The sequence below is a fragment of the Candidatus Limnocylindrales bacterium genome (assembly GCA_035626395.1).
Classification (GTDB): Bacteria; Desulfobacterota; Binatia; order UBA1149; family CAITLU01; genus DASPNH01.
Genome location: DASPNR010000007.1, coordinates 545,610 through 567,299, shown reverse-complemented (window position 1 = coordinate 567,299; position 21,690 = coordinate 545,610). Strand labels below are relative to the sequence as shown.

18 protein-coding genes are annotated in these 21,690 nt (G+C 68.4%); 10 read left to right on the top strand and 8 right to left on the bottom strand.

What is annotated here, in order from left to right; all coding sequences use genetic code 11:
- Positions 1-175 precede the first annotated feature (175 nt).
- Complete coding sequence (locus VEC57_05845) at positions 176-814, top strand: TetR/AcrR family transcriptional regulator (protein ID HYB98641.1); 639 nt, start codon at positions 176-178, stop codon at positions 812-814.
- On the top strand, positions 811-1,728 hold the full coding sequence (locus VEC57_05840; protein ID HYB98640.1) for a hypothetical protein: 918 nt from the start codon (positions 811-813) through the stop codon (positions 1,726-1,728). The genes VEC57_05845 and VEC57_05840 overlap by 4 nt, the downstream gene beginning before the upstream one ends.
- A 119-nt stretch (positions 1,729-1,847) precedes the next feature.
- Here VEC57_05840 and VEC57_05835 read toward each other — a convergent pair whose 3' ends face one another.
- The gene (locus VEC57_05835) at positions 1,848-2,432 is read right to left on the bottom strand and encodes a hypothetical protein (protein HYB98639.1); all 585 of its coding nucleotides are present in this window, start codon (positions 2,430-2,432) and stop codon (positions 1,848-1,850) included.
- Between the two features lie 291 nt (positions 2,433-2,723).
- Positions 2,724-4,205: a betaine-aldehyde dehydrogenase gene (gene betB, locus VEC57_05830; GenBank protein HYB98638.1), complete on the bottom strand. Its 1,482-nt coding sequence runs from the start codon at positions 4,203-4,205 to the stop codon at positions 2,724-2,726.
- A gap of 117 nt (positions 4,206-4,322) precedes the next feature.
- On the opposite strand from betB, the gene VEC57_05825 reads away from it, so the two are divergent.
- Positions 4,323-5,234: a haloalkane dehalogenase gene (locus VEC57_05825; protein ID HYB98637.1), complete on the top strand. Its 912-nt coding sequence runs from the start codon at positions 4,323-4,325 to the stop codon at positions 5,232-5,234.
- 66 nt (positions 5,235-5,300) lie between these two features.
- Here the strand turns inward: VEC57_05825 and VEC57_05820 are convergent, their stop codons facing one another.
- Positions 5,301-6,326, bottom strand: a complete 1,026-nt coding sequence (locus VEC57_05820) for an AraC family transcriptional regulator (GenBank protein ID HYB98636.1) — start codon at positions 6,324-6,326, stop codon at positions 5,301-5,303.
- Positions 6,327-6,424: 98 nt separating this feature from the next.
- On the opposite strand from VEC57_05820, the gene VEC57_05815 reads away from it, so the two are divergent.
- Genes VEC57_05815 through VEC57_05800 form a run of 4 tightly spaced genes read left to right on the top strand, consistent with a single transcriptional unit; the run spans position 6,425 to position 11,174 of the window.
- Positions 6,425-7,360, top strand: a complete 936-nt coding sequence (locus VEC57_05815) for a hypothetical protein (protein ID HYB98635.1) — start codon at positions 6,425-6,427, stop codon at positions 7,358-7,360.
- 10 nt (positions 7,361-7,370) lie between these two features.
- Positions 7,371-8,150: an SDR family oxidoreductase gene (locus tag VEC57_05810; protein HYB98634.1), complete on the top strand. Its 780-nt coding sequence runs from the start codon at positions 7,371-7,373 to the stop codon at positions 8,148-8,150.
- A 10-nt stretch (positions 8,151-8,160) separates the two neighbouring features.
- Positions 8,161-10,011, top strand: a complete 1,851-nt coding sequence (locus VEC57_05805) for an FAD-dependent monooxygenase (GenBank protein HYB98633.1) — start codon at positions 8,161-8,163, stop codon at positions 10,009-10,011.
- 8 nt (positions 10,012-10,019) lie between these two features.
- Complete coding sequence (locus VEC57_05800) at positions 10,020-11,174, top strand: fumarylacetoacetate hydrolase family protein (protein HYB98632.1); 1,155 nt, start codon at positions 10,020-10,022, stop codon at positions 11,172-11,174.
- 50 nt (positions 11,175-11,224) lie between these two features.
- On the opposite strand, the gene VEC57_05795 is transcribed toward VEC57_05800, so the two are convergent.
- Both VEC57_05795 and VEC57_05790 read right to left on the bottom strand, forming a co-directional pair.
- Complete coding sequence (locus VEC57_05795) at positions 11,225-12,346, bottom strand: nitronate monooxygenase family protein (GenBank protein ID HYB98631.1); 1,122 nt, start codon at positions 12,344-12,346, stop codon at positions 11,225-11,227.
- 18 nt (positions 12,347-12,364) lie between these two features.
- On the bottom strand, positions 12,365-13,030 hold the full coding sequence (locus VEC57_05790) for a TetR/AcrR family transcriptional regulator (GenBank protein HYB98630.1): 666 nt from the start codon (positions 13,028-13,030) through the stop codon (positions 12,365-12,367).
- A 208-nt stretch (positions 13,031-13,238) separates the two neighbouring features.
- On the opposite strand from VEC57_05790, the gene VEC57_05785 reads away from it, so the two are divergent.
- Together VEC57_05785 and VEC57_05780 are read left to right on the top strand one after the other, a co-directional pair.
- Positions 13,239-13,760, top strand: a complete 522-nt coding sequence (locus tag VEC57_05785) for a TerB family tellurite resistance protein (GenBank protein HYB98629.1) — start codon at positions 13,239-13,241, stop codon at positions 13,758-13,760.
- 61 nt (positions 13,761-13,821) lie between these two features.
- Positions 13,822-15,621, top strand: coding sequence for an ABC transporter ATP-binding protein/permease (locus VEC57_05780; protein ID HYB98628.1), 1,800 nt, complete (start codon positions 13,822-13,824; stop codon positions 15,619-15,621).
- 75 nt (positions 15,622-15,696) lie between these two features.
- Here the strand turns inward: VEC57_05780 and VEC57_05775 are convergent, their stop codons facing one another.
- Positions 15,697-18,795 carry a discoidin domain-containing protein gene (locus VEC57_05775; protein HYB98627.1) on the bottom strand — a complete coding sequence of 1,033 codons (3,099 nt, stop codon included), beginning with the start codon at positions 18,793-18,795 and terminating at the stop codon, positions 15,697-15,699.
- Entirely contained in the window at positions 18,792-19,730 is a 939-nt protein-coding gene (locus VEC57_05770) for a bile acid:sodium symporter family protein (protein HYB98626.1), read from the bottom strand. The genes VEC57_05775 and VEC57_05770 overlap by 4 nt, the downstream gene beginning before the upstream one ends.
- A 187-nt stretch (positions 19,731-19,917) precedes the next feature.
- On the opposite strand from VEC57_05770, the gene VEC57_05765 reads away from it, so the two are divergent.
- Entirely contained in the window at positions 19,918-21,177 is a 1,260-nt protein-coding gene (locus tag VEC57_05765) for a cytochrome P450 (protein ID HYB98625.1), read from the top strand.
- A 77-nt stretch (positions 21,178-21,254) separates the two neighbouring features.
- Here VEC57_05765 and VEC57_05760 read toward each other — a convergent pair whose 3' ends face one another.
- Positions 21,255-21,686: an SUF system Fe-S cluster assembly protein gene (locus VEC57_05760; GenBank protein HYB98624.1), complete on the bottom strand. Its 432-nt coding sequence runs from the start codon at positions 21,684-21,686 to the stop codon at positions 21,255-21,257.
- Positions 21,687-21,690: the final 4 nt, after the last annotated feature.

Genomic DNA, 21,690 nt, shown 5'->3' with positions numbered 1-21,690 from the left:
TGAAGCCGTCGCCGCGGATTCCGACAACAGTCCAGCGCCTTGCGGCGGAAACACTGGCGGATCTGTCCGATCGCGCATTTGCCGGCGAGCCGCTCCGTTCTCACGGGACGACCGTAACCAAAAAGCACGATCGTACTATTCGCCGCTGGCCGAACGACCGTGCTAAAACAGGGCCATGGCTCCCGCCACCAGCGGCAAGGGCACGGCAACGCGCCAGCAGATCCTGTTGCGGGCGGCGGATCTGGCGTCCGCCGAAGGCCTCGAGTCGCTGACCATCGGCCGGCTCGCCTCAGCGCTCGGGATGAGCAAGAGCGGCCTGTTCGCGCACTTCGGGTCCAAGGAGGAGCTTCAGCTGGCGGTCCTCGAGACCGCCTGGGAGGTGTTCGCACGCGAGGTCATCGAGCCTGCCCGCCCCGCGCCCCGCGGGCTGCCGCGGCTGTTGGCTCTGGTCGAGGCGTGGCTGCGGCACGTCGAGCACCCGGTTTTCCGCGGCGGCTGCTTCTTCTCGGCGGCCTGTGCCGAATACGACGATCGTCCGGGCCGCATCCGCGATCGTCTGGTGGCGCTCACGACCGACTGGCTCGGGGCGATGCGCGCCGAGGTCGGCGAGGCGATGCGACGGGGCCACATTGTGCACGACACCGACGACGGTCAGATCGCCTTCGAGCTGCACGCCTTCCTTCAGGAGGCCAACTGGGCCTACCAGCTCCACGGCGATGCCACGGTGTTCGAACGCGCGCGCATTGCGATGCGCAGGACTCTGGCATCCGTGTCTGCCCCGGCGCACGCGCATCTGCTCGAAGAGTCGTCATGAACGAAGCGGCGGCATCGTCGATTTTTTCGCATGCGTTCAGTTTTGCTTCGATGGGAAGATGTTCCGCCGTCGGCGCACGACGCGAGGGGCAGCGGCTACATAGAATGATGGGATCCACCGACGCGGCGGCTTTTCCTCTACCGCCGCGTGCGATTCCTGCTACATTTCGCGCGGGGTCGGGGGAGCCGCGTAATGCGGGTCCGTTTCGGTCACTACCAACAATCGAGCTGCAGCGGGGAAGCTTCATCTCGGGGAGATCGATAATGCGCAACTGGATGCGCGGTTTCGCGATCGTTTCATTCGTCGCGTCGGCGGCCATCGTGGGGACGGCCGAAATGGGCGCGGCACAAACGGCGCAGCTTTGTCTGGCCGGCCAGCTCCGTGGAGCCGGCAACGTCTGCAAGGCTGTCGCGAAGTGTTACACGGTCGCCATGAAGAAGGGCGGCGCGGTCGATCCGGCCTGCGTTTCCACGCACGGCGCTCGCCTGGCGCCGATATACAGTGAGCTGGAAGCGCTCAGCACGTGCCTGGTCGAGGGTGCTGCCGGCGACGTCGTCGACGGCTTTGCCGATGACGTCGCGTCCATCGCCAGCGCGCTGGGGCTGGACGGCGGCAAATGCGCCGGGATCAAGATGGCGGCGCTCGGCAAGGAATGCGCAGGCTATCTTCGCTGCTACGCGGCCGCGGCCGCCTCGTCGCAGGACGTCGACCCCGGTTGCCTGGCTGTGCACGAAGAAAAGCTCCTGAAGTCCTGGAACAAGGCCGATGCCAAGGGCTGCCCGGCCGTCGGCGACCGTCTGACGCTGCAGGGCATCGTCGGTGACATCGCCGCCAGCACGTTCTCGCTGTTGCGCGGAACCGGGACCACCACGACGACCGTTGGCGCGAGCACGTCCACCGTCACGCTGCCCTGAATCGCGCCTGCCGCGATCGGCTGAGGCGCAAGCACCGGCAATGATCTAAAAAAAGGGCCCGGCCGCATCGATGGCGGCCGGGCCCTGGCTCAATGCCGACGCGCCGCGCGCATCCCGCGTCAGGGATTCACTTCCTCATCGATCTCTTCGCCGGCTTCTTCTGCCGTGCGCTCGATGTTTTCTCCGGTCTCCTCGGCGCCGCGCTCGACGGCCTGGCCGGTGCGGCGCGCACCGCGCTCGACCGCATCGTCGGTCTTCTCGACGCCGCGCTCCACCGCATCACCGGTTCGCTCGGCGCCGCGCTCGATGGCCTGACCCGTGCGGCGCGCGCCGCGCTCGGCCGCGTCGTCCGCGTTCTCGACTGCACGCTCGGTGCGCCGTGCGCCGCGCTCGACCGCATCATCGGTCTCCTCGACCGCTTCCTCCGTCTCCTGCGCCGCGCGACGGACGCCGCGCTCCGTATTCTCGGCGCCGCGCTCGACCACCTCGCCGGTCTTGCGTGCGCCTCGCTCGATGACCTCGCCTGTCTTGCGCGCGCCCTTCTCGATGGCCTCGCCCGTCTTCTCGACGCCGCGCTCGATCGCCTCGCCGGTCTTTTCGATCGGCCCTTCCGGATCGGCTGCGGCAATGCCGGAGTAGCCGTGGCCAATGACGACGGCCGCCGCAATCGCGCCCATAATCCGGATGATCCTGTCGTGTCGCATTCTCTTCTGCCTCCATCGCCAGACTTGATGCGTCAACGCTGCGCCGCAATGCCGCGGCTGTCAACGAACTTGACACCGGTTGCGCCGCCCCTTTCAGGCGTCTTGACGACAAAAGCGCGCAACCTCGGGTGCACGAAGGGGAGAGCCCGACAGGTGGGTGTCACTGCGGCCGCGTGCGCTTCCGAGTGCGTGCGAAGATCGCGGACGTCACCGACTGCAACTGCTCCATCTGCACGAAGAAGGGCATCCTGCACATCCTCGTGCCGTGAAGGTGCCTGGCGCCCGTCCTGGCTACAGCGCAACCCAGACCGCCTTGGTCTGGGTGTAGAGCTGCAGGGCGTGTTGTCCGAGCTCGCGGCCGATGCCGCTCTCCTTGTATCCGCCGAACGGAACTCCGGTGTCGAAGGCGTTGTAGGTGTTGACCCACACCGTGCCAGCCTTGAGTGCACGAGCCGCGCGGTGCGCCTTCTGGATGTCCCTGGTCCAGACGGCGGCGGCCAGACCGTAGTTGGTGTCGTTGCCCGTCTCGATGGCCTCGTCGATGCTCTTGAAGGTGAGAGCCGAAACCACCGGACCGAAAATCTCCTCGCGCGCGATCTTCATGTCGTTGCGCACGCCGGTGAAGACCGTCGGCTGCACGAAGTATCCCTTCTCACCGGCACGATCGCCGCCGGTGACCAGCCGTGCGCCGCTCCTGCGGCCTTCCTCGATATAGCCGAGGATCTTGGTGTGCTGCTCTTCGCTGACCTGCGCGCCCATCTGCGTGCTGCGGTCGAGCGGATCGCCGACCTTGATGGTCCTGGCATGATTGGCCAGCTTCTCGATGAATTCGTCGTGCACCGACTCCTCCACGAACAGGCGCGAGCCGGCGCAGCAGACCTCGCCCTGGTTGAAGAAGATGCCCTGCATCGCGCCCTTGACCGCCTGCTCCAGATCGGCGTCGGCAAAGACGATGTTCGGCGACTTGCCGCCGAGCTCGAGCGACACGCTCTTCAGATTGCTCGCCGCCGCGCGCTGGATGATGCGGCCGACCTCCGTCGAGCCGGTGAAGGCGACCTTGTCGACGCCGCGATGCTCGGCGATGGCTGCGCCGGCCGTCGGGCCGAAGCCCGTGATCACGTTGACGACACCCGCCGGAATGCCCGCTTCCGCCATCAACTCGGCCAGCCGCAGCGCCGTCAGCGGCGTCTGCTCGGCGGGCTTCAGGACGCTCGTGTTGCCGCACGCCAGCGCCGGTGCCAGCTTCCACGCCGCCATCAGCAGCGGGAAGTTCCAGGGGATGATCTGTCCGCACACGCCGTGCGGCTCGCGCAGCGTGTAGGTGAAGAAGGAGTCGCCGACCGGAATCGTCTCGCCGTACACCTTGTCGGCCCAGCCGGCGTAGTACGCGAAGACCTCGGCCGCCTGCGGAATGTCGACGGTGCTCGTCTCGTTGATCGGCTTTCCGTTGTCGAGCGTCTCCAGGAGCGCCAGCTCCTCGGCGTTCTTCTCGATGAGCTCGGCGACCCTGTAGAGAAGACGTCCGCGATCACGAGCGCGCATCTGCGGCCACGGCCCCGACTCGAACGCGCGCCGAGCCGCCGCTACCGCCCTGTCCACGTCGGCCTTGTCGCCCTCGGCCACCACGGCCAGCACTTCCTCGGTTGCGGGATTGATGGTCTCGAAGGTCCTGCCGCTGACGGCATCGACCCACTGGCCGTCGAGGAACAGCCGGCCTGGCTTGATGGAAATCGGCAGGTTGGTGGAGCTTTGCACCGTCGCACTCGTGGCCATGAGCGTCCTCCAATCACGAATTGTCGTGTCGAGCGGACGCTACGCCCGCCGCTTCGAGGCGTCAACGGCGCCGGACTGCCGGTTGCTCGGGCGCCTGTTCGAACCTACCGTTCCCCCATGAAGATCCTGCGCACTCCCGACGACCGTTTCGCCCGTCTCGCCGGCTTCTCGTTCGCTCCGCATTACGCGGAAGTCGCCGATCCCGAAGGCGGCCGCCTGCGCGCGCATTATCTCGACGAAGGGCCGGCCGATGCCGCGCCGGTGCTGCTCATGCACGGCGAGCCGTCCTGGTGCTACCTGTATCGCAAGATGATCCCGATCCTCGTGCAGGCGGGGCATCGCTGCATCGCGCCGGATCTGATCGGCTTCGGCCGCTCCGACAAGCCTTCCTCGCGCACCGACTACACCTACGGACGTCACGTCGAGTGGATGCGAGAGCTGCTGTTCGATCGCCTCGACCTACGCGGCATCACGCTGGTCGGGCAGGACTGGGGCGGCCTCATCGGCCTTCGCCTGGCGGCCGAGAACGAGGACCGATTCGATCGCATCGTCGCCGCCAACACCTTTCTTCCCACGGGCGAAGGCAAGCCCTCGGAGGCGTTTTTGAGCTGGCAGAAGTTCTCCCAGGAAGTTGCTGACTTCCCCACCGGCCGCATCGTCAGCGGCGGCTGCGTGGACAACCTGGCTCCCGAGATCGTCGCCGCCTACGACGCGCCATTCCCTGAGGAGTCCTACAAGGCGGGCGCGCGTGCGTTCCCGATGCTGGTTCCCACGCATCCGGCCGATCCGGCATCCGATGCCAACCGCGCCGCGTGGAAGGTGCTCGAGCGCTGGAACAAGCCGTTCCTGACGGCCTTCAGCGACAGCGATGCCATCACCGCCGGCGGCGACAAGGTGCTGCAGGCGCGCATCCCAGGCTGCAACGGCCAGCCGCACACGACCATCGTCGGGGCCGGCCACTTCCTGCAGGAAGACAAGGGCGAAGAGCTGGCGCGCGTGGTCGCCGACTTCATCGCCCGCACGCGCTGAGCGCGCGGCGACCAGACGCGACCGCTGCACTGTTCCGCCGGCGGCGACTCCTCATGACGCCGCGCTTCACCTGTCCGTCACGTTCTTCGTTCGCGCCGCCCGCGGCGAACTTCCCGTCCACCGCTTGAAGGCGCGCGAGAACGAGCTCGTGTCGGAGAAGCCGAGAAGGAACGCGATCTCGGTGATCGAGTATCTCCCTTCGTCCATGTAGCTGCGCGCCAGCTCCAGCCGTGCATCCTCGAGCAACTGCTTGAAAGACGTCCCTTCCTGGTCGAGACGTCGCTGCAGGTTGCGCGCGCTCATGCCGATCTTGCGGCCGATGGCCTGCTTGCTCGGCGCTCCCTGCGGCAGCGCCTCCAGCAGTGCCTGACGCACCTTGTGCATCACCGTGCCGTCGTCGAGACGCGCCAGATACCGCGCGACCGCCTCGTCGTTCTGCCGCGCCAGCTCGGCATTGGCCGCCGGCAGCGGCGCTTCCAGATGCGCGCGCGCATAGACGATCGCGTTGACGGGCTGCTCGAAGAGCACCGGTGCACGCATCGCCCTCGTGAAGACGTCCGGCTCCGCCGGCTCGGGACGCTGCAGCAGCACGGCGCGCGGTGCGCCGCCTTCACCGCGCAGGAGCTGCGTCTGGCGCACGCACACCGCCGTGAACGCATCGACGGCTTCGTACGGCACGCCCGGACCCGAGGAGACGTCGATGACGAAACGCGCCTCCTCGCCCTCCTCGATCAGCGAGAGGCGGACGATGTCGCCGATCAGCCGCCGATAGCGGATGATGCGCTCGAGCGCTTCCTTCAGCGTCGCGCTGGCCAGCACCGCATAGCCGAGCGCGTGAAACGTCGTGGGCTGCACGTATCGCGCCGCGGTCAGGCCGAAGCAGGGGTCGCCGGTGGCCTGCACGGCCAGCTCCCACAGCCGCGTCAGCGAGGCTCGGGCGACTCGCGTTTCGGGCGCCCGCAGCGACTCCGGATCGATCCCCGCCCGGCGCGCGAGCTCGGCGCCGGCGATGCCGTGCGCGTCGAGGGCGCGAATCAGCGTGGCGCTCCAACTGGCCAGCGTCGCGGGCTGTCGTCGTTCGGTCGAGGTCAAGGCGTGGCTCGTTCGGCAAAGAACATTGGCTCGCCGCGCCAAGCAAGCCGGCGGCGGCATCGTTAGGATCGGCTCACCTCGACCGGCAAGGAGATCCCATGGCAGGCCCGATCATCCGCTGCACCGACGCCGTCTTTCCCCGATTTTCCGCGCCCGACCTCGACGTGATGGAGACGTTCCTGCTCGCCTTCGGGATGCAGCGCGCTGCGCGCACCGACACGGCCCTGTACATGCGCGGCACCGACAGCCGTCACCACGTGCACGTCACCCACCTTGGACCGGCCGCGTTCGTCGGCATGGCCTTCGAAGCGGCCTCGGCTGCCGATCTCGAACGGTTGGCCGCTGCCACCGGTCGGCCGGTGGAGGCGCTGGGGGAGCCGGGCGGCGGCGACGTGGTACGGCTGCAGGATCCGGACGGCCGCCGAGTCGATGTGGTCTTCGGCATCGAGGCGGCCCCGCCGCTGCCGCTGCGCGCGCATCCGCCGATGAACACGGGCAGCGAACGCGTGCGCATCGGCGAGTTGCAGCGCGTCAGCCCCGGCCCCTCGCAGGTCAAACGCTTCGGGCACGCGGCGATCAAGACCGCCGACCTGCCGCGGCTGGCCGCCTGGTACCACGAGCACCTGGGGCTGCTGACGTCCGACGACATCTTCGTGGAAGGTCCGGACCAGCCGATCGGGCGCTTCCTGCGCTGCGACTGCGGCGACCGCCCGGTCGACCACCACACGCTGCTCATCCTGGAAACCGGTGAAAGCCGGCTCGGACACGCGGCATGGGAGATTGCCGACTTCGACGACCTGATGGTGGGACACGAGCACCTGAAGATGACCGGACAGGGCAGGCACTACTGGGGCATCGGGCGCCACGTGCTCGGCGGACAGATCTTCGACTACTGGAAGGATCCGCTCGGCTTCACCGTCGAGCACTGGACCGACAGCGATCTGCTCCCGGCCGCCGCCGCGCCCGCCTCGCATCATCTGCTCAACGCGCTCAGCCAGTGGGGCCCGCAGCCGCCGCCCGATCTCGACTTCTGAGGAGCACGACGTGGACCTGGGAATCACCGGAAGAAAGGCCATCGTCTGCGCCGCCAGCAGAGGCATCGGCAAGGCGTGCGCGATGTCGCTGGCCCGCGAAGGCGTGGCCGTCACAATCAACGCGCGCAATGCCGAGACGCTGGCGCTGGCTGCCGACGAGATCCGCTCGGCGACGGGCGCCGAGGTGGCGATGGTGGCCGGCGACATCGCCGAGGAGGCAACGCGCCAGGCGCTGCTAGCCGCGTGCCCGCAGCCCGACATCCTGGTGAACAACAACGGCGGACCGCAGCCCGGGCGCTTCCAGAACTGGGACCGCGACGACTGGCTGGCCGCGCTCGAGGCCAACCTGCTCGCGCCCGCGCTGATGATCCGTGCCGTCATCGACGGCATGGTCGAGCGCCGCTTCGGACGCATCGTCAACATCACCTCGGCGATGGTCAAGGCGCCGGTGGCGGCCATGGGTCTGTCCTCGGGAGCGCGGTCGGGCCTGACGTCGCTGTGCAAGGGCCTCTCGCGCGAGGTCGCGCACGCCAACGTCACCATCAACAACCTGCTGCCCGAGCGCATCGACACCGACCGCCAGCGCTTCATGGCCGAGCTGACCGCTGCCTTGCGCGGGCACAGCGTCGAGCAGGCCTACGAAGAGATGCGCGCCGGCATCGCCGCGCAGAGGCTGGGACGGCCCGAGGAAGTGGGCGATGCCTGCGCGTTCCTGTGCAGCGCGCGCGCCGGCTTCATCTCGGGCCAGAACCTGCAGCTTGACGGCGGCACTTATCCCGGCCTGACCTGAGGGAGGCACCATGAAGCAGCTGGACGTCGACGTGCTGATCGTGGGAGCTGGCCCGGTGGGCCTGACTGCGGCGATGCTGCTTGGTCGAATGGGTATCACCGCCGCCATCGTCGAGCGGCGGCCCGGACCTCAGCGCGCACCGGCGGCGCACGTCGTCAACGCGCGCACGCTCGAGATCTTCCGGCAGGCAGGGGTCGACATGGATGCCATCGCGGCCGTCAGCAAGGATCCTGCCGATGCCGGCCGCGTGTATTGGGTGGACCGGCTCGGCGGTCAGGTCCTCGGCCACCTTCCCTTCGAGCGACAGGGCGCCGAGGTGCTTGCGGTGACGCCGACGCCGCTGCGCAACATCTCGCAGCACCGGCTCGAGCCGGTGCTCGCCCACTCGCTCGCCGCCGCCGGCCTGCCGCCGCCACGCTACGCGCACGAATGGTGCGAGGCGCAGCAGAGCGCTGCCGAAGTGACATCGACGGTGAAGGCGCTGCACAGCGGCGAATCCTATCGCGTGCGCAGCCGTTACCTGCTGGCCTGCGACGGCGCCGGCAGCCGCGTTCGAAAGTGGCTCGGCATCGCCATGCAGGGCCCGGACCGCATCCAGAGCTTCATCATGATCCACTTCCGCGCCGACCTTCGCAGACTGGTCGCCGGCTGTCCCGGCGTTCTGTACTGGATCTGCGATCCGGATGCGGGCGGAACGCTGGTCGCGCACGACATCGACAGCGAGTGGGTCTACATGCACGCCTGGGATCCGGACGCCGAGACGCTGGAGAGCTACGACCGCGCGCGGTGCGAGAGGCTGGTGCGGCGCGCGCTGCGCGACGGCGACGCCGACATCAGCGTGGCGACGATTTCGGCGTGGACGATGACGGCGCAGGTCGCCGACAGCTATCGGAGTGGTCGTGCCTTTCTCGTTGGCGATGCGGCCCATCGCTTTCCTCCCACCGGCGGTCTCGGCCTGAACACCGGCGTGCAGGACGCGCACAACCTGATGTGGAAGATCGCGGCCGTCCTCAACGGCGAAGCCGCCGAGACGCTGCTCCAGACCTACGAGGTCGAGCGGCGCAGCGTGGCCCGGCACAACGCCGACCAGAGCCTGGCCAATGCGATGCGACTGCTCGAGGTGCCGCAGGCCCTGGGGACGCTCGGCAATCCGCCCGATGCCGCCGCGGCCATGCAGCGCACGCTCGCCGACGCTGCCGGTCGCGCCGCCGTCGAGACCGCGATCGCCAACCAGGCCGAACATTTCGACATGCTCGGGTTGCAGCTCGGGTTCTGCTACGCGGCCGGCGCCATTGCCGGCGACGCGCCAGATGCCGATCCCTTCGCCACCGCGCGCCTTGGCCGCGATGGCGTTGCTCGCGGCGGGAGCATCGACGGCGATGGCCGCGCTTCCGCCGGCCGATCCGACGGCGATGGCGCGCCCGCGATCGATCCGGTGCGCGACTTCGTGCCGAGCACCCGTCCCGGCTCACGGCTGCCGCACGGCTGGGTCGAGCGGCAGGGGCGCGCGATCTCCACGCTCGACCTCGTGGCATTGCAGGGCATGACACTGATCGCAGGGCCGTCCGGGTCGGGATGGATCGACGCTGCACGCTGCCTCGATCCGGCCATCCGCTGCCTGGAGGTTGGTCGCGATTTCTCCGATGCCGAACGCTGGTGGAGCGGCACGGCGGGCATGGAGGAGGACGGCGTGCTGCTGGTGCGTCCCGATCAGCACATCGCTTTTCGTTGCCACACCGGCCTGGCCGACCCTCGCGCGGCCATCACGCATGCAATGGCGGCGATCGTCGGAACGTCGCCTGCAGCGGAAGTCGCCGCGCATGGTGGCGCTGCGGACGATGCGCCATGCTCGGCAGCATGAGAACCGGCATGCGGCTGGCAATCTCGGCAGCAGCCTTCGTGAGCGCCTGTGCGGCCCCGCCGCCAGCGGAGACTGGCACGGCCGTCGATGCCGCGCTGTTCGACTCCGTGACCATCGCCCCCACGCGCGAGGCGTTGACGTTCGCGCGCATCCGCACCGGCGACGACCATCGCGTGCTGGCGGTGCAGCGGTACGAGGCAGGACAAGTGGACGCCGTCGATCTGTCGGCCGCGCTGCAGCGCGACGCAAATGATCCGGTGGCGCTGTTTCGCGAGTACGGCTACGAGCGCCTGCAGCATGCCATCGACGGCGCTGCGCCGGCGGCGCGTGTGACCGTTGCGGCGGCCGACCTCGTCCAGCCGCTCGACTTGCGCGATGCGCACATCGCCGCGGGCACCAACTATCCCGAGCACGCCTCCGACGCCGGCGTCGAAAACGGTCCGTTCCTGTTTCCCAAGCTCGTCGCTCCCACGCCGCCGCGCGCGCCGGTCGATGCCGGAGATGCGCTGCTCGACTACGAGGTCGAGGTTGCGTGGGTCACGCTTGAGCCGCTCGCGAAGGGCGCGACGCCGCCGCACATGGGCGTGATGCTGTGCAACGACTACACCGACCGTGCCACGCTGCTCCGGCACGTCGATCCGTGGAAGCCCGAGTCGGGCGACGGCTTCGCCACCGGCAAGAGCTTCGACGGCTATCTGCCCGTCGGCGACCTGTTCGTGATCCCGCGCGATTTTCGCAGCTTCGCCACCGGGCTCGAGCTTCGGCTCTACGTCAACGAGGCCGTGCGCCAGCAGTCGCCGGCGAGCCTCATGGTTTGGGACTTCGACGAGATCCTCGCCCAGACGTGGGCTCGTCAGCAGACGACGTGGGAGCACCGCGGCACGCGCGTGGCGTTGCCGGGCATGGCCGAGGGCGTCATTCCCGAGCGCACGCTGATCATGGCGGGCACGCCGAGCGGAACGGTGTTCGAGGGCGTCACCATGGCGCAGAAGCTCGGCGGCGTGCTCGACTGGATCCTGGGCGGCTGGGGCCGCGGCGTGCCATCGCACGCCATCGAGCGCTACATCGGCGAGGCGCGCAGCGCCGGCATCTATCTCAGGCGCGGCGACCGCGTGGTCATCCACGTCGAGCGCGCCGGCACGATTCGCAACGAGGTTCGCTGAAACGGTCCGAGGGGCGCGCCACAGACGCGCAGGGCTTGAGTCTCGGCCCGCTATGCCTGCGGCAGCAGCCCCTGCAGCCTTTCGACCGAGTCCAGATACTCCTCGACCAGGCGCTGCATCACGCGGCGCACCGGCTGCACCTCGTTCATGGTGCCAACGATCTGGCCGACCGGATTGAACGCGACCTTCTGCGCCTTGCTCGCATAGCGATGCGTGCGCGAGACCGCATCGGCCGTGACCATGAACTGCAGCGGCATGCCGAGCGGCTTGGGATTGCCGGGGGCCTCCCAGGCCTCCGTCCACTCGTTCTTGAGCATGCGGCAGGGCTTGCCGGTCCACGCGCGCGAGCGGATCGTGTCGCGGCTGGTGGCCTTCAGGTACGACTCCTTCTGCTCGGGCGGCGAATCGGCCTCCGTCACCGTCAGCCAGATCGACCCCGTCCACACGCCTTGCGCTCCCATGGCCAGCGCCGCGGCGATCTGGCGGCCGGTGCCGATGCCGCCGGCCGCGAGCACGGGAAGAGGGGCCACCGCATCGATCACCTGCGGCCACAGCACGACGCTGCCGATCTCGCCGGTGTGTCCGCCGCCTTCGGTGCCCTGGGCGATGATGAAGTCCAGGCCGGCCTCCTTGTGCGCGAGCGCCTGCTTGGGGCTGCCGCACAGCGCGGCGACCATGCGGCCGGTGGACTGGATGTGCTCGATGATCTCGCGCGGCGGCGTGCCCAGCGCGTTGGCGATCACGCGCACCTTCTCGTGCCGCAGCGCCGTCTCCACCTGCGGCCCTGCCGTCGCCTCGGTCCAGCCGAGCAGCTCGCGCGTCTTCTCTTCGGGCGGCAGCTCGGGCACGCCGTGGTCGGCGAGCAGCTTTCTGGCGAACTCGCGGTGCTCGCTCGGGATCTGCGCACGCAGCATCGTCTCGAGCGCGTCCGGATCGATCTCGCCCATGCCTTCGTACTTCTGCGGGATGACGATGTCGACGCCGTAAGGCCTGTCGCCAACGTGCTCGTCGATCCATTTCAGCTCGACCTCGAGCTGCTCGGGCGAGAACCCGACGGCGCCGAGCACACCGAAACCGCCTGCGTTGCTCACCGCAGCGACCACGTCGCGGCAGTGCGTGAATGCGAAGATCGGGAACTCGATGCCCAGTTTCCTGCAAAGCTCGGTCTGCATGTTCGCTCCTTTCGGGAATCAGGTCTGAGGACGGCCGGGCGCGAAGGCTTCGGCGAGAAAAGACGCGGCCTGCCGCATGCGCTCGCGCAGCGGATAGGCGCCGTCGTGAATCCAGCGCGTCATGACGCCGATGATCGCGCTGACGGCCAGCTCGGCCAGCAGGCTTTCCTCGACATCGCTGCGGACGTCGCCGCGCTCGACGCCGGCGCGGACGACGGCGGCCATCTCGGCCTCCAGGCCGGCAAGCTCCGCTCCTGCCTGGCCGGGGCCCACGGCCTTGTGCACCTCGAGAAGCACACGCCGGGTCAGCTCCGGACCGCGCTCGACCAGGCGCGCGGCGGTGTCGGCGAATCCGATCAGGCGATCGCGCGTGGACACGTCGCGCGCGAGCTGCTCGCGCACCAGTGAATGGAAGCGCGTGAACACCTCGCCGGCCATCTCGCGAAGGACAGCCTCCTTGCTCGGGAAGTGATTGAAGAACGTCGCCGGCGCGATGTCGGCCGCGGCGGCGATGTCCTCGACGCGGGTGGCCTCGAAGCCCTTCTGCAGGAACAGGGCGCGGGCGGTGTCGAAGATCCTCTGGTGCAGCTCGCGCCGGCGGCGGCTGCGGCGGCCTTCCTCGGGCTCGGCCGCGCCCGCGGCCGGGCCGGCCGCTGCATCACCATGAATAGAGGAAGCGGCCATGGAGATTCTCCATAGTTAGAGAAACTCCACGAATCAACCGGCGGCGGCCGCCGCCGCGCTGCCACTACCGAGACACGTCCGTCGCCGGCGGGCAGCGCCGCAGCGACCGGCGGCGCGCGGGGCGGCCGGCGCCGCCCGAGCCGACGGCGGCACCACCGTCGTCGCGCCAGCGGCTGGAGTTCGGGGCTGGTCACGGCAAAACACGCGCATGCCGATCGCCGATTTCCTGGGCCTGTCCCGCAAGAAGACCGCTGCCTCCTCCGCGGAGACCGAAACCGTCCGCAAGATCGTCGCTGCCCTGGACTCGATGGATGCGGACCAGGCCAAGTACGTCGCAGCCTTCGCGTTCATCCTGTGCCGCGTCGCGCGCGCCGACCTCGACGTCAGCCAGCACGAGCAGGAGGCGATGGAGGAGATCGTCACGAAGCTCGGCGGCCTTCCCGAGGAGCAGGCGGTGCTCGTCGTGCAGATGGCCAAGACGCAGAACATGCTGTTCGGCGGCACCGAAAACTTCCTGGTCACGCGCGAGTTCAACAAGCTGGCGACGCGCGAACAGAAGCTGTCGCTGCTCGAGTGCCTGTTCGCCGTCAGCTCCTCGGACGAATCGATCTCGCAGACCGAAGACAACGAGATCAGCCGCATCTGCAGCGAGCTGCAGCTCCCGCACGAGGACCGCATCGCGGCGCGTACGCGCTTTCGCGAGCACCTCGCCGTGCTCAAGCTGCGCTGACAGGCCCGCCGTCGGGGGCACGCATTGCTGACAATGCGAAGGCCGCTTAGCCTTTCAACGGATGGCTTCCCCCAATGAGGCGCAGGCGCCGCAGAAAGACGGCAAGCCGGCGGCCCAGCGCGACAAGACGCCGATCCGCAAGACGCTGCGGCAGTTCATCAGCATCGGACGCGCGTTCTTCGTCGAGTCCAAGCACCGGCGCAAGGCGCGCTACTTCCTGATCCTGACGCTGACGTTCGCGCTGGCGGTGGGCGGCGTGCAGGTCCTGATGAGCTACGCCGGCCGCGACTTCATGACGGCCATCTCGAAGAAGGACGTCGAGGGCTATTGGAGGTACCTCGGACTCTATCTCGCCTCATTCGCCCTGGCCGTCCCTATCGGCGTCTACTATCGATGGATGGAAGAGCGCCTGGCGCTGCTCTGGCGCGAATCGCTGGCCGAGCATCTCATCGAGCGCTACTTCAACAACCGCGCCTACTATCGGCTGCGCGGCCAGGACGCCATCGACAACCCGGACCAGCGCATCAGCGAAGACGTCCGCCTGTTCACGTCCAAGTCGTTGACGTTCCTGCTCATCATCCTGAACGCCGCCGTCACCGTCATCGCCTTCATCGGCGTGCTGTGGACGATCTCGAAGCTGCTCGTCAGCGTGCTGTTCCTGTATGCCGTGGCGGGAACGGCGGGCAGCATCCTGATCGGGCGCCGCCTCGTGCAGCTGCACTACAAGCAGTACGCTCGCGAGGCCGACCTTCGTTACGGCCTGGTGCGCGTGCGCGACAATGCCGAGTCCATCGCGTTCTATCGCGGAGAGCGCCGCGAGATGGCCGACCTGCTCATGCGGCTGCTCAACGCCGTGCGCAACACGGTGGCGATCATCGGATGGAACCGCAATCTCGGCTTCTTCACCAACAGCTACAACTACGCGGCGCTGGCCATTCCGGTGATCATCGTCGCGCCGCTGTACATGCGCGGCGAGGTGGAGTTCGGAGTCATCACGCAGGCCTCCAGCGCGTTCGCGCAAGTGCTGGCGGCCGTCTCGCTCATCATCACGCAGTTCGAGCAGCTCAGTGCCTACCTGGCCAACGTCCAGCGCCTGGGCGCGCTGTGGGAGAACCTCGACGCGTTCGACGCCGAGGAAGAGCGCATCATCAAGGAATCGCAGCTGGAGATCGAAGAGGACAGCCGCATCATCCGGCTGCAGGACCTGACGGTGGTGACGCCGGACGCCGACCAGAAGCGGCTCGTCGAAGAGCTGTCGCTGGAGCTGCGGCGAAGGCAGAGCGTCCTGATCATGGGCCCGAGCGGCACGGGCAAGAGCTCGCTGCTGCGCACCATCGCCGGTCTGTGGCCGAGCGGCATGGGGTCACTCGAGCGGCCCGCGCTCTCGGAGCTGATGTTCCTGCCGCAGCGGCCCTACATGATCGAGGGAACGCTGCGCGACCAGCTGCTATACCCGTATCCGCACAGCCGCATCGAGGACGACGAGATCCGCAAGGTCGTCGACAAGGTCAACCTCTCCGACGTCTTCGACCGCGTCAACGGCGACCTCGAGAGCAAGGTCGACTGGACCAACGTCCTTTCGATCGGCGAGCAGCAACGCGTGGCGTTCGCCCGACTTCTGCTTCGCAAGCCGCGCTTCGCGTTCCTCGACGAGGCCACCAGCGCGCTCGACGAGGAGAACCAGACGCGCATGTACGAGCTGCTGATCGAATCCGGCTGCGGCTTCATCAGCGTCGGCCATCGCAACACGCTGATTCCGTTCCACCAGCGCATTCTGCAACTCGACACGAGCGGCTCCTGGAAGCTCATCGATGCCGAGACGGGGAAGGGACCGGCGGGCAAGAAGAAGAAAGTGGCCTGAGCGCAGCGTGCGCCGTGCGCAGCTGCCCGGCGTCGGCGGTCGCTTCGCCGCGCGCCGCGCCACGACATGGCCGCATCACGTCTCCAGGACGACCTCGCGCGCCGGCTCGCGAAGCACGGCTCGCCTGGCATCGGCCGCGTCGGTGCGGCGGCCGTCGATGGTGACGTGCCGCAGGGGCTGCGTCAGCGGCGGCTCCAGGATGACGCCCGCTGCCGGCCAGCGCCGAAGCGGTCCCAGCGTCACGCGGATCGCGCCGTCACCGGCGGCTTTCATCGTGTACTCGATGGGGCCGTAGTAGCTCGGCATCCCCTTCACCTGTACGCCGGGCTCCTCGGCCAGCCAGTCGGCGGGAACTCCGGCAGCCAGGATCAAGGCGTCGTCGTCGAGCCGCTCGAAGGCGAGCATGCGGCGCACGATGCGGACGAAGCCGGAGGCGATCCAGCCATGGGGAAGGTCGCCGACGAAGCGCGGTTCGCGCGGATCGGCCGTGCTCACCTCCGGCCATTGCCGCCACGCCTGCGGGCGCTGGTCGCGGACGAACCATTGCAGCGCTTCGAACCCGCGCTCGCGCATGCCGAGCATCATCATCGCCAGCGCATTGCGGGCCTCGTAGGCGCTGTAGCTGCCTGTATCGACCGCGCCCTGACGGCGCTGCTGGAACCGTTGCCAGAACAGCTCGAACGTCCGCGCAAGCTCGGCTCGCGGCAGCAGCGAATCCTCCTGGCAGGGATCGAAGGCGATGGCGGTGGAGGCGGGATCGAGGTCCCCGAGCTCGACGCTGCCGGGAATGAAGTCGATGCCGTGCTCGGCGATGATCCGCCGGACGGAGTCGCGGAAGTCCGCGCGCATCGCTTCGTAGAGCTCGCGCAAGCGCCGGCTGTCGTCGTGGCGCCCGAGCACGCCGGCCGCATAGCCGGCATCGCGCAGGCCGCGCAGCGCGAACAGGTCGTCCCAGTACGAGTGCACGGGCTGCGAAGAGTAGCCCTCGTGGCTGATCGAGGGAGGCAGCAGACCGAACGCGCCACTGCCACGCAGCTCTTCCCTGGTCTGCTGCGCGCGCAGCGAAGCGATGGCCGAGGCCGCCCGCTGCACGCGCGGCCACATCTCGCGCAGGAGCGCCGGGTCGCCCGTCAGCCGGTACAGCTCGACGATGCTCCAGATGAGCTGTCCGTGGCTGTCGTGCTCGGCCACCAGATCGACGCCGCGCCGATCGACCGCACACGGCACGCGCCCGTCCTCGAGCTGATGAGGCGCGTACCACCGCAGAAACGCCTCGAGCTCGGCGGCGAACCCCATCTCGGCCAGCGCGCCGCCGGTCATGGCGCCGTCCCGGATCCAGGAGCGACGGTAGTTGCGCGGGCCCGGCTGTATGCGAGGTCCCTCGCGGTTGACGAGAATCCAGGCAATGGACGCGCGGACCGAATTCAGGAACTCGTCGGCACACGCAGGAAGAGCGATGGGCACGCGAGCCAGGCGCTCGCGCCACGCCGCTGCCGTCTCCTGCATGCGCGCATCCACCCATGCAATGGCCTGGTCGCGCGACAGCGCCGAGGGCGGCAGCGGGGAGGTCTCGTACAGCGGCACGGCGGCCGCCACGACGACATCCTGCTCGCGCGCAGCGAGACGCAGGTCGTAGGCAAGAACGCCGGTGGCGAAGCCGACGGGGTCGTCGATGTGATCGAGCGGCGGCGACTGCCCCGTCTCCAGCGCGTCGATGCCGTGCTCGGAGGCGGAAGCGCCGAAGGCGGACGCCGCCGTCACGGCGATCACCGCATGCTCCTCGTTGATGTGCACCGTATTGCCCAGATGCTCGATGCGACGGATCGGGGCGATGCCGCCGATCATGTTCAGGCTCTGCCAGGTCGGATTGACCTGGAAGGGACGCACCGCAAGGAACAGCCGCAGCGCGCAGTCCTCGTCGGTGAGGTTCTCGATCTCGTAGCGCGCAACCAGAACCGCCAGCCCCGGCTCGCCGGTGGCGAAAGCCGTTATGCGCAGGCGAAGCTCGGCGATGTTCCATTCGACGCAGGGGATGGGCAGGTGGCCGTCCAGCAGTGACTGAGTGATTTCGGCGTCGGCCCACGTGACCAGCCGGCCGCCGACGTAGAGGAACGGTTCGATGCTGAACGACTCCGCCGTCACCTCCAGCGCTCCGTCCTCGGCAAGCAATCCCTTGCGCTCGTCGCCGTCCCCGCCGACCACTGCCCAGTAGGTCTGCTCGCGCAGCAAGTGGCGGGGATACATGCCACGGCGCGCGTGCGCAGCTTCGCCGAGGATGTAGTGCGCCGGTGAAACCGCCAGCTCCAGCGGAACGACGGCAATGCGCGTCACCTCGATCGGTTCCCTCGATTTCAGCTCGATTCGCAGGTGGCGCGCTTCGCCTTCATCCGTGCGCAGCCACACGCGCGGGCTCGGGCTGGCCGGCTGCTGCGCGAGCAGCGACCATGCTGCGCCGTCTTCGGAACCGAACAGCCGCGCCGACGGCGCGTCGAACGCCGCGCCTCCGAAATCGATGACCACGCCGCCGATCTCGCTGTGCCGGCCCAGATCGATCTCGATCCAGGGATCGGCGTCGTCGGCGGCGGGGCGCCAGCGCGCGTCGTCGTTGCGCCCGATGCACTCGATGTCCCTTCCCGGCGCGCTGCTCGACGCACGCAGCCCGTGGATGGTCGGCCTCGCCGCCCATGGATCGCGCGCCTCCAGCCGCAGCTCGTCGATCCACAGCGTGCCGGCGCCGCCTCGCTCGATCGCGATTGCCAGCTCGACCGCTCCGAGCTGGCGCGGCTCGCCGCCGCTGCGCGGGCCCCATGCGAACTGCAGCGCAGGCTGGCGCAGCACCAGCGTCTGCGGCTCTCCGGTGGTCGTGAAGGCGCCGAGCCTCCACCACCAAACGTTGGCAAAGCTGGGATCGATCAGCTTGAGCTGCAGCTCGTTGGGCTGCATCTGCCCGCGCAGCCTGGCTACGGCCGCGTAGTGCTCCGGCAGCGTCACCGGCATCTCCAGGCGCGCGATCGCCCAGCTGCCGGTTCCGACGAGGTTGAAGTCGAACCGCAGGGCGCCCGAGTCGGGCTCGACCAGCACCGCAGCGCCCGAATCCTCCGACGCGTGCGCCGTCCACCGTGCGGTCGCGCCCTCGCGTCCGCTCCACAGGATCACGTCGGCGGAGGAGCTCACGCCTGGTCCTCGGGCTCGCGGGTTCGCCAGTACGCGGCCAGGATGCTTCCGATCAGCGAGTGGACCGTCGCGGAGATTGCGGCCGGCAGTGCTGTGGCGGGGTCGGGGAAATGCTGGCGCGCGAGCACTGCACCGAGGCCGGAATTCTGCATGCCGACCTCGATCGAGATCGTGCGATTGATCGTCTCGCCGTAACTCGCGACGCGGCCGAAGACATATCCGAGCCCGAAGCCGCCCGCGTGCAGCATGAAGACGGCCGCGAGCAGGCCCAGGCCCGAAGCGAAAAGCGCGTCTCGGCTCTGCCCGGCGATGCTTGCGCAGATGAGCACGATCGTCAGCACGGAGATCAACGGGGCCACCGGAAGCACGCGTCGCACCAGGCCCGGCGCGGCATGGTTGAGCCCAATACCGAGCAAGACCGGAATCAGCACGACCTGCAAGGTGCTGACGAACAAACCCCAGGCGTCCACCGGCACCAGCGTCCCAGCCAGAGCCTTCGTGAGCAGCGGAGTCATGACGACGGCCGCGATGGTCGAGCACATCGTCATCAAGACCGACAGCGCTACGTTGGCTCGCGCGAGGTAGCTGACGACGTTGGATGCCGTTCCGCCCGGGCAGCAGCCGACCAGGATCACGCCGACCGCCAGGGGCGGCGGCAGCGCGAAGGCGTGCGCGCTGGCCCACCCCATGAGCGGCATGATGAGGAATTGCGCAACCACGCCGGCAACCACGGCACCCGGTATCGTCGCCACGCGCCGGAAGTCGTCGACCGACAGCGTGATGCCCATTCCCAGCATGATGATGGCGAGGCCCCAGACGATGAGCGGCCCGGAGAACCAGGTGAACAACGGCGGGTGATACAGCGCCGCGGCGCCGGCAAGGACGACCCACAGCGGGAACAGCGTGGTTGCCAGATTGGCGATGCGTTCGAACATCAAGCGGGTGGCGGCCGAAGCGGCGGCCCGGCTATTTAGAGTCGGTCGGCGAAGAACGGAAGCGGGACCACGGCCCAGCTGACGCGCCGTGGTTCCGCAGGCGATACGTGCAACGGCGCCGCGCGTCATCGTCGGCGACGTGCGGTGCTGCCTTTTTTTTCGCGGGGTCGGTTGCTAGACCGCTGGCATGCAGGACTTCTCGCACCTCGGCGATGCGCGCATCTTCATCGACCGCACCGCCTACGCCGACCTCGACTCGTGGCACGCCGCTGCCGGCCGCCTGCGCCGCTCCGAGCCGCTGCCGCTGGTCGATGTCGAAGGATACGTTCCCTTCCGAGTCGTCACTCGTCACGCCGACCTGGCCGAGGTCGAGCGCAATCACCTGCTGTTCTGGAACACGCGAGACTCGGTGCTCCTGCCGCGCAGCCAGGTCGAGAGCGGGCGCGCCGCCGGCCTCGACATCAAGACGCTCATCCACATGGACGGCGCCGAGCATCGCAACACGCGGCTGATCACGAACGACTGGTTCAAGCCGGCCAACCTGCGTCGCAACGTCGGCCAACAGCTTCCCGTGCTGGCGCGGCGCTTCGTCGACCGCATGCTCGACTTCGACGGCCAGTGCGACTTCGTGCGCGACATCGCGCTTTATTATCCGCTGCACGTGATCCTGAGCATCCTCGGCGTGCCCGAGAGCGACGAGCCGCGCATGCTCGAGCTGACGCAGAAGATCTTCGGCGGAGAGGATCCGGACGTCGGCGGCGCTGAAGGCGAAGAGCCGGTCAAGATCTTCCAGGCTGCCCTCAACGACATGGCCATGTACTTTGCGCGCATCACCGCCGACCGCCGCGCCCACCCCACCGACGACCTCGCCTCCACGATCGCCAACGGCACGATCGACGGGCTGCCGCTCGGCGAGCTCGAAACCGCCGGCTACTACTCCATCGTCGCCACGGCCGGACACGACACCACCTCCAGCACGCTGGCCGGCGGCCTGGAGGCGCTCATTCGAAACCCCGAGCAGCTGCGTGCGCTGAAGGATGACCCTTCGCTCATTCCCAACGCCGTGCACGAGATGATCCGCTGGGTGACGCCGGTGCGGCATTTCATGCGGCAGGCGCAGGGCGACTACGAGCTGGCGGGCACGAAGTTGAAGGCGGGGGACTGGCTGATGATGTCGTACCTGTCGGCCAATCGGGACGAGACCGTCTTCGACGATCCCATGCGGTTCGACATCCGGCGCGCCAACGCGGATCAGCACCTCGCCTTCGGCATCGGCGTGCACTTCTGTCTCGGCGCTCACCTTGCGCGCATGGAGGTGGAGGCGTTCTTCCGGGAGCTGCTGCCGCGGCTGGAGGAGATCGAGCTGACGGGGCCGGCCGAATCGATGGCGACGACGTTCGTAGGCGGGCTCAAGACGATGCCGGTGCGGTATCGGGTGCGGAGCTGACGCCTCGTGGCCGGGCGGTGGCGTGACGGCTGCCCGACGGCGGCTCCGCCGACGAGCTGCGGAAAGCGGGAAGTCGTTCAGTACATGTTGAGCTGCAGCCGCGCGGCCTCCGTCATCATGTGCGGGCCCCACATCGGCTCCCACACCAGCTCGACGTTCACGGACTTGACGCCCTCGACCATGCCGGTGACGCGCTCGACCATGCCCGGCATCGATCCGGCGACGGGGCAATTGGGAGTGGTCAGCGTCATCTTGATGTCGACATGGCCGTCCGGCTGGATGCGCAGGTCGTAGATCAGCCCGAGCTCGTAGATGTCGACCGGAATCTCGGGATCGAAGACCGTGTGCAGCGCTTCGACGATGCGCTCTTCCATCTCGGCGATGTCGAGCTCGCCGCCGGCTTCGGATGCCGCACCGGCATCGGCGACGGGCGCCGAGGCATTGGCGACGGAGTCGGGGAGAGTCACCGGCTGCTCCTGACCGGTCTGCTGAATGACGGCGTCAGGCACGGGA

What these genes read in the sequence shown, in the direction of transcription:
- VEC57_05845 (HYB98641.1), top strand. Translation starts at nt 176, where the DNA reads ATGGCTCCCGCCACCAGCGGCAAGGGCACGGCAACGCGCCAGCAGATC.
- VEC57_05840 (HYB98640.1), top strand. Translation starts at nt 811, where the DNA reads ATGAACGAAGCGGCGGCATCGTCGATTTTTTCGCATGCGTTCAGTTTT.
- VEC57_05835 (HYB98639.1), bottom strand. Translation starts at nt 2,432, where the DNA reads ATGCGACACGACAGGATCATCCGGATTATGGGCGCGATTGCGGCGGCC.
- betB (HYB98638.1), bottom strand. Translation starts at nt 4,205, where the DNA reads ATGGCCACGAGTGCGACGGTGCAAAGCTCCACCAACCTGCCGATTTCC.
- VEC57_05825 (HYB98637.1), top strand. Translation starts at nt 4,323, where the DNA reads ATGAAGATCCTGCGCACTCCCGACGACCGTTTCGCCCGTCTCGCCGGC.
- VEC57_05815 (HYB98635.1), top strand. Translation starts at nt 6,425, where the DNA reads ATGGCAGGCCCGATCATCCGCTGCACCGACGCCGTCTTTCCCCGATTT.
- VEC57_05805 (HYB98633.1), top strand. Translation starts at nt 8,161, where the DNA reads ATGAAGCAGCTGGACGTCGACGTGCTGATCGTGGGAGCTGGCCCGGTG.
- VEC57_05800 (HYB98632.1), top strand. Translation starts at nt 10,020, where the DNA reads ATGCGGCTGGCAATCTCGGCAGCAGCCTTCGTGAGCGCCTGTGCGGCC.
- VEC57_05795 (HYB98631.1), bottom strand. Translation starts at nt 12,346, where the DNA reads ATGCAGACCGAGCTTTGCAGGAAACTGGGCATCGAGTTCCCGATCTTC.
- VEC57_05790 (HYB98630.1), bottom strand. Translation starts at nt 13,030, where the DNA reads ATGGCCGCTTCCTCTATTCATGGTGATGCAGCGGCCGGCCCGGCCGCG.
- VEC57_05785 (HYB98629.1), top strand. Translation starts at nt 13,239, where the DNA reads ATGCCGATCGCCGATTTCCTGGGCCTGTCCCGCAAGAAGACCGCTGCC.
- VEC57_05780 (HYB98628.1), top strand. Translation starts at nt 13,822, where the DNA reads ATGGCTTCCCCCAATGAGGCGCAGGCGCCGCAGAAAGACGGCAAGCCG.
- VEC57_05770 (HYB98626.1), bottom strand. Translation starts at nt 19,730, where the DNA reads ATGTTCGAACGCATCGCCAATCTGGCAACCACGCTGTTCCCGCTGTGG.
- VEC57_05765 (HYB98625.1), top strand. Translation starts at nt 19,918, where the DNA reads ATGCAGGACTTCTCGCACCTCGGCGATGCGCGCATCTTCATCGACCGC.